We start from the raw sequence: 13,215 nt of genomic DNA, 5'->3' as shown, positions 1-13,215 counted from the left end.
CCCCGACGCATCGAAGACCCTTGAGAAACCCTCAAAAGACCATCATGGTGTACGGGTGAAGCACCCCTTCCGGATCCGCGAGATCGCCGCCCAGGCCGGACTCAGCGAGGCCACCGTGGACCGGGTGCTGCACGGCCGCGCCGGGGTCCGGGACAGCACGATCCGCGAGGTCCAGGCGGCGATCGCCGACCTCGACCGGCAGCGGACCCAGGTGCGGCTGGCCGGGCGTACCTTCATGATCGACGTGGTCGTGCAGGCGCCGCCGCGGTTCTCCGCCGCCATCCGGGCCGCCCTCGAGGCGGAGCTGCCGGGGTTGCGCCCGGCCGTGATCCGGGCCCGCTTCCACCTGCTCGACTCGCCGTCGACCGCGGACGTGGTGGCGGTCCTCGACCGGGTCGGCGCCCGCTCGCACGGGGTGATCCTGAAGGCCCCCGACGTACCCGACATCGTCGCCGCCGCCGGCCGGCTCGCCGCACCCCTGGTCACCTGCGTGACCGACCTGCCCGCCAGCCCGCGCATCACCTACGTCGGCCTCGACAACCGGGCGGCCGGCGCCACCGCCGCCTACCTGATCCAGCGCTGGCTGGGCGACCGCTCCGGCGAGGTCCTCGTGGTGCGCGGACGCGGGTCGTTCCGGGGCGAGGACGAGCGGGAGGCCGGCTTCCGCGCCGAGCTGGCCGCGGCCGGCCCGGCCCGCCGCCTGCACGAGGTGGTCGACGCCGAGGACCGGGCCGACGCGGTCGCCGCCGGCATCCGCGACCTGCTGGCCGGCAACCGGGCGGTGCGGGCGATCTACTCGCTCTACGCCGGGGCCGGCGGCAACACCGCGGTGGTCGACGCATTCGCCGAGCTGAGCCGGCCCTACGAGGTCTTCGTCGCGCACGACCTCGACGGCGAGAACACCGCGCTGCTGCGCGAGCGGAAACTGTCCGCGGTGCTGCACCACGACCTTCGCACCGACCTGCGCCGGGCCTGCCACGCCATCATGCAGGCGCAGGGCGTGCTGCCCGGCCCGGTCCGCACCAATCCGTCGGCCGTGCAGGTGATCACCCCGCACAACGCGCCACCGGTCGAGTTCGGCTGACCCTCTTTCACTCCACGATCTGGACGGTTTCCCGGGCGGGCCGACGAGGCGACGGCGGTGGCGCCTCGTCGGAGTCGGGGTAGCCCAGCCGGAGGATCAGGTAGGGGTCGCCGGGCCACGGCAGGAGGCGGCGCAGCAGCCGGTGCGGCCAGGACACCTCGACCGCCTCGCTGATCGGGGCGGTCGCGATGCCCTCGGCGGTGGCGTGCAGCAGCACCGCGGACAACGCCTCCCCGCCGCGCAGCAGGTGCAGGGGCTGATCGCCGGGGCCGGAGAGGATGACGTACGCGCCCCCCTCGTCCCCGCCGGAACCCGCCGCCAGGCCGGCCGTGCCGCCGGGCAGGAAGTTACGGGCCGGGACCCGGCGCATCGTCGGCTGCACCACGGTGGACGGCGGGACACCGTCGCCGGTCCACGCCGGACGATGCGTCCAGCGGCTCAGCTCGCTGCGGAAGGCCGGGTTGAAATACTCCACGTCGGCGGCCTCGTCGACGGCCACCGCCAGCTCCGGCACCCGCTCCTCCGGGACCAGATGCAGGCGTACGCCCTCGGCCTCGGCCAGCTCGGCCAGGCGGGCGAACGTCTTCGGCGGGATGCGGCGATCGCCGTACGCCCGCCGGTCGGTGCGCCGCCGGATGATCGCCTCGGCCAGCCGTATCGCGGCCATGTCCGGCTCGGCGAGGCCGGTCACCCGGATGCGGGCGAGCAGGTCCGGGCGCCGGGCGTCCGGCATCCGCTCCACGCCGGCGCTCCAGCCGGCCGCGGCCAGCGCGACCCGGGCGTGGTGCAGCGCGGCACCGCAGCTGATCCGCATCAGCCGGCCGGTCGCGTCGGTCACCGCCAGTCGCCGTGCCGGGTCGGCCGAGAGTTCCATGACCTGGCCGCTGATACGCCACGCCCAGGGCTGGGTGTTGAACACCGACGGGGCGCGCAGCGACGCCCGGGCGGCGGCCTCCAGCGCGGCACGTGCCTCGGAGTGGGGGAGCAGATGGACGGACGCGTTCATGACCCCACGTTCACAGGTCCGGACCGGCCGGGGCAGGGCCGGAGGTCCCGCCGTGGTGTGCCCGGCGCAACTGTGGCGAACGTGTGCGACGACGGCCGGAGCCTGGTTAGATCGTTGTGGTGCCTCACCGAGGTCGCCGGCTCTGCAACCGGTGGCCTCTTCAGGCTGCGCGCGCACTGAGCAGGGGAGAAACGCCATGACCGTCGACGCCGACCGCCGTCAGGCCCTTCGGGAGGCCGCCGAGGCCGCGCGGTATGCCCCCTCGATCCACAACACCCAGCCGTGGAAGTGGACCGTCCACCCGGACCGGCTCGAGCTGCACGCGGTCACCGACCGCCAGTTGACGGTCCAGGACCCGGACGCCCACATGCTGCTGCTCAGCTGCGGCGCCGCCCTGCACCACGCCCGGGTCGCGCTGGCCGCGGCGGGCTGGCGGGTCCGCGTCGAGCGCCCGGCCGGCACCCCGCTGGCGGTGCTGCACCTCGACGAGCAGGCCGCCCCCGAGCCGGCCGCGGTCGAGCGGTTCGAGCAGCTCAAGGCCCGGCACACCGACCGCCGTACGGTCAGCGAGACCCGGCTCGGCACGCCGGTGCTCGACGCCCTGGTCGCCGCCACCGAGAGCGAGGGTGCCCGGCTGCACCTGATCGGCCACGACCAGGTCATCGACCTCGCGGTGATCGTCGAGCGGGCGCAGAAGACCGAGACCTCCGACGAGCGCCTGCAGCAGGAGACCGCCGCCTGGGTCGGCGGCGAGCGCAGCGACGGCACCGGCATTCCCGATGCCAACCTGCCGGCCGGCCTGCCGCTGACCACGGTCGCCGAACGCGACTTCGGCCGCACCGGCACCCTGGCGGCCGGCGAGGGCCACGACACCGCGGCGACGTACGCGGTCCTCTACGGCACCGGCGACGAGCGGCACGAGTGGCTGCAGGCGGGGGAGGCGCTCAACGCGCTGTGGCTGACCGCCACCGAGCACAACGCCGGCCTGCTGCCGATCAGCGGCCCGATCGAGGTGCCCTACACCCGGCACGAGCTGCGCCGCATCATCGGCGACCTGGGCGCGCCCTACCTGGTGGTCCGGCTCGGCCTGCTGGACAGCGCGAGCGCCAAGCCGGCGAAGACCCCGCGGCTGCCGCTCGACCAGGTCATCGAGGAAGCTTCGTCCTGACCGGCGGTTACTCCGCGGCCATCCGGATCAGGGCGTTGCCGCCGAGCAGCAGCACGTCCGCTCCGGCGGTCAGGGCCATGCCCAGGTAGAGCCGCCGGGAGGCCTCCTCCGGGTCGGCCCCGACCATGCCCCGGGCCACGCTGACCAGCGCGGCCAGCACCAGCGGAATGCCACCGATCAGCAGCAGGCCGACCTTGCCGGGGGTGTCGCCGCCGATCACCAGCAGGGTCACCATCACCGCCGGAAGAACGCCGAAGAACAGCACGGCAAGACCGGCGTACCACCGCAGTGAGCGCAACGGGTTACTCATCCGGGAGATCTTAACTTCGGCCGGCCGCGGCGTTGTCGCGGTCCGGTCGCTCACCACGGTCATCCGCCCGGATTGCGCCCGGCGGGAAAACCGGTCTGTGCCAACCGGGCGGCACCACCGATACGGGCAGTCACGTGCGGCGGAGAAATCCGTTACGATCCGGTCATACGTTGGGATCGCGTCGGAAATGAGAATCCGTGTCGGAAACCGCGATTGCAGACAGTCCCCTTGACGCTCTGGTCGAAACGTTACTGGAAGTCGCTGCGTTGTCGGACGGTGATGTTCGCGATCAGCTGGTCGACGAGGCCGAGATCGTTCTTCGACGCCGTTATACGACGCGTCGTTCACCGGACGCGCGCGCCGACCTCAGATCGTTGGTCGACATATTCGACATGCTCAGCGGCGGCCTGGAGGTCTTCGTCGGCATAGTCGCTGATCGATATCGAGGGCCGGCGGTCCTGCGCGCCCTTGATCAGGCCAGGGAGATTCGCGGTCCACTTCTGCTGTCCGAACCGGACCGGCGCGAGTTGTGCCGGATGCTCGGCAACGTCGGCAGCGCCGCGGTCTTCGGCGCGCTCGGCGAGTTGTCGGAGGTGCCGGAGCTCAAAGACTTCGGCATCTGGCAGGACTGGCAGGCCGTCCTCAAGGTGATGGAACAGCAGCCGCCGTCCGTCGAAGGGCTGCCACCCCTGCTCGGGTTCGTGATGCGCCTGGGCGGTCCGCTCGACGGCGCCCCGGGCAGCGGTCTTCGGTACTGGGCGTCCAGTGTCGCCGGTGGCCTCGGTGTGTCCAAGGCGAGGTTCGATGCGTTGCGGCTCGGCCGGTGGGGCGGCGAGCAGTCTTCCGGGCCGCGTCAGCGTCGCGGTGGCGGCCGCGCGATCCGCGGCGGCGTGCCGCTGCAGAACCACAACTTCACCGGCCGGACCACGCTTCTCGACCTGCTCGGCGACACTCTCGCGTCCGGGAACAGGGCAGCCGTCCTCCCGCACGCCGTCCACGGCATGGGTGGTGTCGGCAAGACCCAGCTCGTACTCGAATATGTGTACCGCCATCTCGAGGACTACGACCTGGTCTGGTGGGTTCCCGCCGACGCGGCGTCGGGTGTGCTCGCATCGCTGGAGCAGCTCGCCGGGCAACTCGGCATCCGTCCCGACGAGAACGCGAAGCAGACCGCCCGGCTGGTGCTCGACGCGCTGGCCGCCGGGGCACTCAAGTGGCTGCTGGTCTACGACAACGCGAACGACCTCGACTCGATCAGTGACTACCTCCCCTCCACCGGCGGGGACCTCATCGTCACCACCCGAAACAAGGAATGGGCCGGCATCGGCCTGTCGATCGAGGTCGACGTCTTCGAGCGGTCCGAGAGCATCGACCTGCTGCGGCGGCGCACCGACAACAGCATCAGTACCGACGACGCGTTCAAGCTGGCCGCCCGCCTCAGCGACCTGCCCCTCGCCCTCGAACAGGCGGCTGCCTGGCACCTGCTGACGAAGATGCCGGTCAAGCAGTACATCGAGCTGCTGGAGCAGCATCAGAAGGAGTTGCTGTCGGAGGGAAAGCCGGTCGGCTACCCCGATTCCGTCGTCGCGTTCGTGACCCTGGCGATCGAGAAGCTGCGCACCGACGCGCCGGCCACCGCTCAGCTGCTGGAGCTCTTCGCGTTCCTCGGTGGTGAGCCGGTTCCCGTGTCGCTGCTGCGGTACGGCCGGGACGCGGAGGTGCTGCAGCCGCTGCGTGCCCTGCTCGGCGATCCGATCAAGATCAACCGAGCGGTCCGGGATCTCAACCAGTACGGCCTGGTCAAGGTGGACAACGCGCAACGCCTGCAGGTGCACCGCCTCGTCCAGGGCGTGCTCCGGGACGCGCTGGAGGAGCAGCACGCTGCGGAGATCCTGCGGAGTGTGCAGAACCTCCTGGCCGAAGCCGACCCCGGGGACCCGGACGAGAAGGTCGAACGCGCCGACCTGGACCGGCAGCGCGAGATCGGCGCACATCTGGAGTCCGCCGACATGATCCGGGCCGAGCGCATCGAAGCGAGATCGGTGGTTCTCGACCACGTCCGCTACCTCTACAACATGGGCGACTACGAGAACAGCCGCCGCATCGCGGAGGAGGCGGTCAAGCAGTGGCAGGGCGAGGGGCCCTACCCGAAGCTCGGTGCCAACGGCGAACTCACGCTGCAGGCCCGGGCCCATATCGCCAACGCCATGCGTGCTCTGGGCGAGAGCGCTCCGGCCGATCAACTCACCAACGACACGTACGCCCTGATGCTCGAGCACCTCGGGGAAACCGCCAAGTCCACCCTGGTGCTCACCAACCAACTCGGCGCGGCCATGCGGATCCGCGGCGAGTACAAGGATTCACTGGCCTTCGCCCGGGAGGCGCTCGACCGGCACCGGCAGGTGTTCGAGCGGCAGGAACCCTATGTCCTGCGCGCCCAGTCGAACCTGGCGGTCGCCCACCGCATGGTCGGCGAATTCACCGAGGCGGCGCAGCTGGACCAGGCGACGGTCGACTACTGGGAGCGAGTCAGCCCGCTCGTCACCAGCTTCGGCGCGCTCGAGGCGTACATGAACGTTGCCCGCAACTACTACGGACTGGGTGCCTACCAGGCGGGTCTGGCGGTGCTGGAGGGCTGGCGCGGGTCACTGATCGACCAGCGCAGCAGCGGCCACCGGCTGGTGCTGTTGTCCGGCCGCACCTACGGCATCACGCTGCGCAAGGCCGGCCGCCTGCGGGAGGCCCGCGATGTGCTGAGCGAGAACCTGGAGCAGTCGCAGCTCCGGTTCGGCCCGAACCACGAGTACACCGTCGCGGTCCTGTGCAGCTTCGGCAATACGCTGCGGCAGCTGGGTGATGTGGCGGGAGCACTGGAACACCTCACCAGCGCCAAGCAGCGCTATCTCGATTTCTTCGGCGACGACCACCCGCTCACCCTGGTCGCGGTCGTCAACGAGGCGGTGGCCCGGCGAGCCGCCGGCGATCACCTCACCGCGCAGGAGCTCGATACCCAGGCCTACGAACGGCTGACCGACGTCCTCGGTGCGGAACACCCCTACACGCTCTGTGCCGGCACGTCGCTCGCCACCGATCACGCGTTGCGTGGCGATGGGATCGAGGCGCGAGCCCTCTCGACCGAGATGCTGGAGCGCAGCCGGACGGTGTCGGGCGGCCGGCACGAGGCGCGGGACAACGGCGAACACCCCTACCTGCTCGCCCGAGCCATCAATCTCGCGTACGACCTGCAAGCGAACGGGGCGGCCGACGAAGCGGAGTCGATACGGCGGGATGCGCTGACGGGCCTACGCCAGGTTCTCGGCGCCGCTCACCCCGAGGTCGTGGCCGCGGAACGCGGCGAGCGACTCGAGGGCGACATCGAGTCGCCGCCCACCTGAGCGGGAGTTACCGGATCAGGCGGTGTTCGCGGCCAGCCATCGCTGATGGATGTCGTCGTGGTGCCGTTGGGCCCGGCGTGCCGCGGCGTCGGACACCGGCTCCGCGAGCAGCCCGTCGGTGAACTGACGCAGCCGGGTCGCGAACTGCCGGCCGGTCGGCGTCAGGGCGTCCGACGACTCCAGCGTCGCGAGACTGCGATCCACGTGCAGCCGTGCGTCGGCGAACTCCTGTTCGGCCGCGTCGGCCACCCCGTCCGCTCCGCGGAGCGCGCGCCAGGTGTCGGCGACACCGGCGAAGGCGTAGACGCCCTGGAGCAGGCCGGCCAGCGGTCGCGGATCGGTGCGCCAGGGTGCGAAGTATCGCCGTTCGTCAGCCGGATCGCTCAGCTGCACGAGATTGAGGACGGCGCTGAGCTTGGCATGCTGGTACTCGTGGACCAGGGTCACGGCGAAGTCGGCGGCGGTCGGCGGCAGGGTCAGCCCGAAAACCCCGTACAGGTGACGGATGGTCGCGCTGCGGGACGAATGGCCGTCCGGCTGCAACGGCACGAGAGCACGCAGCCCGGCCGCGACCTCGGCGGCTCGATCCGGGACATGCTCGGCGAGCAACTGCCAGGCCTCGGTGAACAGATCCTGCCAGCGCAGGAATTCGGCCGGGGACAGCCGCGGCGCGGGTGGTGCGTGATATCCGTGCCGGTACGGGTCCACATCGTCGAGCGCCAGCACGGCTCGAAGCCCGCCGTCCCCGGCCCGCAGCAGTCGCAGTGGTTGCCAGCGTTCGTCATTCCCGAGCTCGCCGATCGCGATCGGGCCATGACCGGCGTCGACGATCAGGTTGCCGGCCGCGACGGTGACGCGTGCGGACGAAGCCTCGCCGACGGTCAGCCGGCCGATCCCGGGCAGGGCTACGGCGCCGTCCCGGACGGGTGCCTCGGTCTCGGCGTCGACGCCCGCGGCCGCGCAGGCGGCCGCCGCCACCGCGCCGATATGCAGCAGGTCGGCGCGCTCGGCCCGGCCCTGCTCGAGTGCCCGGCTCACGATGGCGATCCACGCCCCGACCTCGGGCGAACCCAGGACCCGCGCGGCCGCGGCCGGTGCGGCCCGCCGTGCAGCCTCCAGCAGAGCGACGACATGGTCGCGCTCGGCGGCCGGGCCGGGCCATCTCCGTAGCAGGTCGGCGATCAGCAGCAGTTGCTTGCTGAGCTGCGCGTCGGCGAGCGCCTCGGACGAGGCCACGCCACCGCTGCTCGCGGCCAGCCCGCCGAGCAGATCCGCGGGCAGCCGGTGAAACGTCGTCATCATCTGGTCACCGCCAAGGCGAGATCGCGCGAATCGGCAACGACCCGATCGCGTACGTGTTCGATGAACAACTGGAGGTCGGAGCAGTACACGGAGGGGTTCCGGAATCCGGCGCCGGGCCGGTAGCGGTGGGCGTAGTGGCCACCTCCGCAGACGCGGCGCACCGGGCAGGCCGCGCACCGCTCACCGAGCGCGGCCAGTCCGATCTGACGGGCCAGCACACCGGGATGGGCCAGCGCGGCGTCGAACTCGTCGCGGCTCACGTTCAGCCCGGTGGCGCACGCCCCCGGGTACGCCGTCTTCAGCGCGTCAACCTGTTCGATCGCACCGTCCGACTCGACCACGACCAGCGCGGCCGGGCTGAGTCCCACCTGCTCCGACCTCGATGCGCCGCCCAGCGTGAGGTCGATGACGCTCTCGAACAGGCGCACCGGCACCGGCTCCGGGTCGTCGTACCACGCGTCGAACGCCGCGATCAGCCATGCGCCGTACTCCGTCTCGCCGCCGCCGGGCCGATCGGGGGGCGCACCCCAGTTGGAATGCGGAAGGAGGAAGTCGATCGCCGGTGGGTCGAACGAACGTAGTTGCCGGTAGCACTCCGCCGCGTCGGTGTCCGGTGCGACGGTGCACAGCAGGCCGCCGAAGCCGGAACGGTATTCCGGCCGGGCGAGCAACTCGATCGCCCGGCTCACCGCGCTGAACGTTCCCCGGCCGCCGTGCGTGACACGGTACCGATCGTGGTTCTCGGCGATGCCGTCGACGCTGACCGCGACCGTGATGTCGTGGTCACGGAGCACCCGCAGTGCCGCTTCGTTCAGCAGCACCCCATTGGTCTGCATCCCCACCCGCAGCTCGCAGGACGATGGCAGCGCGGCCCGCAATTGTTCGGCCAAGCCGCCCAACCGTTCCGCACCGAGCAGCATCGGCTCGCCGCCGTGCAGCACCGCACCGACCCGGCGGAGATCGTGTTCACGGACGTGGTTGCCCAGCCGCTGGGCGACCGAGGCGAACACCTCGGCGGGCATCACGGCTGGGCGATCACGCCACGTCTGATCGGCGTGCTCGTAGACATAACAGTACGAGCACGCCAGATTGCAGCGCTGGTGCACCTTGATGATGACCTCATGGAACGGCGTCGGCCGCCAGCCACCGGCCAGCAGAGCCGCGACGTCGAGGCCTTCATAGGGCCAGCCGACCGCGGTCATGGGCTCGCGATGAAGGAACTGAAAGCCGAGAGAACACCATTCGGATCTTCCAGGCTCGCCTGCAAGCGCCTGATCGAGCGCTGTACCGGTGAGTCCTCGCGCGCGCCCAGCAATTCGGTCAGTGGAACGTCCGCGACATCGACGAGTTCGTCGTCTCGCTGCTCGCCGTCCGCGATCGATCCAGAAGCGCCAACCACCGGTTGTCCTCCACAGCTGAAGAGAGTTACTCCCGGCATGACTGTCTACCCCCCGTGAACAGTGCTTGCAAAGCGGCCGGACGGCCTCATTCTCGAGGCCCACCGCAAGGAGGATCCTCGTAGCCGTGATCTTGGCGCAGGCGACTCGGCCGAATTTGACAAGACTTGCCAAACTACCTAGACGGGTGGCGGCTCAAGAATGCAGTCGACTCGCTCGCCGTGTGCTACGGCGACAGCGGCCGGATGAGCCGGGCCGAACCGGGATTCGAGCCGTTCCAGCACCTCCCGGCGAATGGCGGCCGCGGCGGCGCTGTTCACTCCTTCGAGGTCGACCGCCAGGTTGGCCTTGGCCGCGATCACGTGCATATGGTCCTGTCGCGGGTGTGCTTTCTTCGCGAGCTCGAAGGCCCGCCGGGAAGCGGTCAGCCGATTCGGGTGTGCGGCGCGCGCATAGTCGGATGCCAGATTGACCGCAGCGGCCACCGAAAACGGGTGGTCAGGACCCACCCTGTCGATAAGCGTCTCGCTGCTCGCACCGTCGATCCGCATCGCTCGCATGATTTCGCCCTTGGCCCGCAACGCGTTCGCCAGATTGATATCGGCGGCGACGGTCAGCGGATTGCCGGAGCCGAAAAGATCGCGATAGCAGCCGAGGACCAGCGAGACCTCGTCGATAGCCTCCTGCGTGCGGCCCAGGAGATGAAGTGTGTTCGCATGGCTCATCCGTAACGCGAGCGGATACTCGTGACGTTCGCCGAAAAGCGCCGCGCATTCGACGTAGGCGGACTCCAGCAACTCCAGTGCCTCCGGCAGCAGCCCGGTTCCGCGCCGGGCCAGGGCCAGCGTGCGCCGGGCGAGCATCAACCCGCGATCCATCCGCGTTCGCTGCCGTGTCTCGATGCGTGCCAGCATCGGTTCCACCTCGTCGAGGACATCCTGGTAGCGGCCCTGCCCGTTGAGGTCCTCGGCGAGCGCGTTGATGGAGAGCAGGGTCCGCCAGTTGTCGTCGCCGAACCTGTCCCGGTGCTGGCGCAATGCGGCGCGATCGGCCTGCTCCGCGGCCCGGAAGGCGCCGGTCAACCGCAGGCTGATCGCGAGTCTGTGCCGGCTCATGGTGGTCCGCGGATGGTCGGCACCGAAATTCTCCTCGCATTGCGCGAGGGTCTCCCGGTCGAACTCGTGCGCGCGGGCGTAGTCGCCCGCGATGCGCAGGTCCGCCGCCCGGCTGGCGGCCACGGCGACGCTGTACGGGTGGCTCTCGCCGTACGCCGGGTCGACACGGAGCTGACTCATCGCCGTACGGGTCAGGGCGCCGGCTCGTTCGTATCGTCCGGCTGCCCGTAGCGCATTGGCCAACTCCTGCGAGGTCCGGAGCACGAGATGGTCGTCCTGGGACGGGTCGTTACCGACGCGCCAGGCGGCGTGCGCCAGTTCGCCGAGGTCGCAGGCCACGGAGTAGTCGCCGCACAGGTATCTGAATCGGATCTGGTGGTAGACCGCCTCGCGGGCCCGGAGGCCGGTGGCCGACACCAGCCCGGTTGCGTCCACGTGGGCAGCGATCTCCCAGTAGTACGTGTCCGCCGCCGGCGGCCGGTCGTCCGGCCATCCGGGGTTCGCGGCGGCCAGCACGGCGTGGGCGCGGGCCCGGGCCTGGTCCCGCTCCTTGCCGGACAGCGCCCGCCGGACGACGAGCCGTGCCAGCGGGAGCAACTCGATCCGCTGGCCGTCCGCGGTCAGCCGGGTCAGGCCACGCCGGCGAAGCTCGGCCATCGCCTTGTTGAGAGTCACCTCGTCGCGCGGAAAACCGGCGAGGACCTCGTCCGTCTGTGCGGTCGCGCTCCGGCCGAGCAGATCCCTGGAAACCGGCACCGGGGCGAAACAGGCGAGCGTCTCGAGGAGCAGCAGCGCCGGGTTGCTCGCTGCCTCGAGCCGGTCGAGGGCGAAGAGCAGGGCCAGCGAGGCGGTGCGTCCGTACCCCTCGGCCGGAGTGGTGGTCAGCAGGTCGGCCGGGTTGACGCCGTCCACCGGGCCGAAGGAGATGCCGGCCGCCCGCGACCAGGCAATCGTCTGCCGGAGCGCCAGCGGGCTCCGCCCGTACGTCTCGAGGGTGTGCTTCACCTGCTCGTCGTCCACCTCCGGGTCGTGATCCCGCAGGAGCTCTTCCGCCTCGCCCGGCTCGAGGTCTGGAATCTCGATGCCGGTCGTCGACCCGTCGTCGCCGAGCGAGGGATCGCGGGTGGTGATGATGACGTGGCCGCCGTTCGGGACCAGGCGAAGCATCTCCGGCTCGTCGAGGCCATCGAAGATCATCAAGTACGGAAAGTGCTGTGACTCCAGCTCGTCCAGCACCAGGTCGAGCGTGCGGTCGACGCGGTGGTGCAGCTCGATCCGGAGCACCGCCGCCAGCTCTATCAAGGACGTCGCGGCCGCATCCGCCGAGGAGGACGGCACCCACCAGACGGAGCGATCCGGATCGGGGGACAGGGTGAGGTATTGCAGGACGGTCTGTGTCTTGCCCGACCCGATCGGCCCGTGCAGGACCAGCCGCACATCCGGCCCGGTGGCCAGGGCGGCGTGGATCGACTCGAGTAGCGCCGAGCGGCCGACGAACCCGGGGGTGGCGGGCGGGCGGGTGGCGGCCGGCGGCGCGGCCTGGCTCGGCAGCGTGACCGGCGTCGATGACCTCGGAATCGGCCGGGGCGTGGGAGCAACGGCGCCGAGCTCCACTTCCTGCAACTCGTGCCGGGCCGATTGCCACAGCTCGATCATCCGTTGCTCGAGAGCCAGGAAATCACGCTCGACGGGTGTCATCGAAGCGAGCACGCGCAGTATCGCCCGGACTTTCTCCCAGGCCGGCACCGTGCTGGCCCGCAGCGTGGCACTCACCGTCTCGTGCGAGACGGAATGGAACTCGTGGACCGGGAGCTCCACTGTGGCCTTGGCAATCAGCCGGGCGGCGGGCTGTCCGGCGCCGTCATAAACCTCATGCACGGCCGTGACGAACGCACGCAGAGGCCCGTCGGGCAGCTTGTCAAGACCCGGCAGCGGGATTGCCACTCGACACGCTCCGACCGGGACGTCTCCTCAGTTTTTGTCAAGCTCCAGGTTTCCATGCCGCGATCGGCGTCCACAATGGGACCGGCGAGCCAAAATTTGACATTCCTTGTCAGATTTGGAAGATCGCCCGGACGGGTGACGGCCATTGTCCCGTGCCTACGATTGATCATCTCGGCCAGTCAACTGACAACCGGTGGACGCGGAATTAGACAACGACCGGGCGAATAGAGGTCGTCAAGACAAGTTGGTATCGCATCGGGAAGCCTTTTGGTTGACCGGCGCCTAATTCAGCCTTGGAGGTGTAGTCGATCGGATACCCCAAGGAGACGACGTGTTCGAACTGCCTGACCCGTTCACGCTTCTGATGCTGGCTCGCCTGGTCGAGGAGACCGCGGTTATCGTGGCCGTCGGAGTCAGTCTGTGGTCGCGCAGCCCGTCCAGGCGCGAGGCTGCTCGCCGGGTGATTCGGGCACTTCGTCAGGGCGAGGAGGACG

At 70.2% G+C, this 13,215-nt stretch carries 9 protein-coding genes; 3 read left to right on the top strand and 6 right to left on the bottom strand.

Annotated features, from left to right (window positions below; all coding sequences use genetic code 11):
- Positions 1-55 precede the first annotated feature (55 nt).
- Positions 56-1,084, top strand: coding sequence for a LacI family DNA-binding transcriptional regulator (locus tag Adu01nite_RS32335; protein ID WP_203732567.1), 1,029 nt, complete (start codon positions 56-58; stop codon positions 1,082-1,084).
- Between the two features lie 7 nt (positions 1,085-1,091).
- Here Adu01nite_RS32335 and Adu01nite_RS32330 read toward each other — a convergent pair whose 3' ends face one another.
- Positions 1,092-2,090: an Acg family FMN-binding oxidoreductase gene (locus tag Adu01nite_RS32330; protein WP_203732565.1), complete on the bottom strand. Its 999-nt coding sequence runs from the start codon at positions 2,088-2,090 to the stop codon at positions 1,092-1,094.
- 196 nt (positions 2,091-2,286) lie between these two features.
- On the opposite strand from Adu01nite_RS32330, the gene Adu01nite_RS32325 reads away from it, so the two are divergent.
- On the top strand, positions 2,287-3,258 hold the full coding sequence (locus Adu01nite_RS32325) for an Acg family FMN-binding oxidoreductase (RefSeq protein ID WP_203732563.1): 972 nt from the start codon (positions 2,287-2,289) through the stop codon (positions 3,256-3,258).
- 7 nt (positions 3,259-3,265) lie between these two features.
- Here the strand turns inward: Adu01nite_RS32325 and Adu01nite_RS32320 are convergent, their stop codons facing one another.
- The gene (locus Adu01nite_RS32320; protein WP_203732561.1) at positions 3,266-3,568 is read right to left on the bottom strand and encodes a hypothetical protein; all 303 of its coding nucleotides are present in this window, start codon (positions 3,566-3,568) and stop codon (positions 3,266-3,268) included.
- Between the two features lie 197 nt (positions 3,569-3,765).
- Between Adu01nite_RS32320 and fxsT (Adu01nite_RS32315) the strand changes: the two genes are divergently transcribed.
- On the top strand, positions 3,766-6,963 hold the full coding sequence (gene fxsT, locus Adu01nite_RS32315; protein WP_239132854.1) for an FxSxx-COOH system tetratricopeptide repeat protein: 3,198 nt from the start codon (positions 3,766-3,768) through the stop codon (positions 6,961-6,963).
- A 15-nt stretch (positions 6,964-6,978) separates the two neighbouring features.
- Here the strand turns inward: fxsT (Adu01nite_RS32315) and Adu01nite_RS32310 are convergent, their stop codons facing one another.
- From Adu01nite_RS32310 to fxsT (Adu01nite_RS32295), 4 genes are all read right to left on the bottom strand, one after another.
- Complete coding sequence (locus Adu01nite_RS32310; RefSeq protein WP_203732557.1) at positions 6,979-8,265, bottom strand: HEXXH motif domain-containing protein; 1,287 nt, start codon at positions 8,263-8,265, stop codon at positions 6,979-6,981.
- Positions 8,262-9,467, bottom strand: coding sequence for an FxsB family cyclophane-forming radical SAM/SPASM peptide maturase (locus Adu01nite_RS32305; protein WP_203732555.1), 1,206 nt, complete (start codon positions 9,465-9,467; stop codon positions 8,262-8,264). Before Adu01nite_RS32305 ends, Adu01nite_RS32310 begins: the two co-directional genes overlap by 4 nt.
- The gene (locus Adu01nite_RS32300) at positions 9,464-9,664 is read right to left on the bottom strand and encodes an FxSxx-COOH-like cyclophane-containing RiPP peptide (RefSeq protein WP_203732553.1); all 201 of its coding nucleotides are present in this window, start codon (positions 9,662-9,664) and stop codon (positions 9,464-9,466) included. Before Adu01nite_RS32300 ends, Adu01nite_RS32305 begins: the two co-directional genes overlap by 4 nt.
- A 177-nt stretch (positions 9,665-9,841) precedes the next feature.
- Positions 9,842-12,721 (bottom strand): FxSxx-COOH system tetratricopeptide repeat protein, encoded by a 2,880-nt coding sequence (fxsT, locus tag Adu01nite_RS32295; protein WP_203732551.1) that lies wholly within the window; start codon positions 12,719-12,721, stop codon positions 9,842-9,844.
- Positions 12,722-13,215 lie beyond the last annotated feature (494 nt).

The organism is Paractinoplanes durhamensis (assembly GCF_016862175.1).
GTDB lineage: Bacteria > Actinomycetota > Actinomycetes > Mycobacteriales > Micromonosporaceae > Actinoplanes > Actinoplanes durhamensis.
The sequence above is the reverse complement of the archived record's forward strand: the minus strand, read 5'-3'. Positions and strand labels throughout refer to the sequence as shown.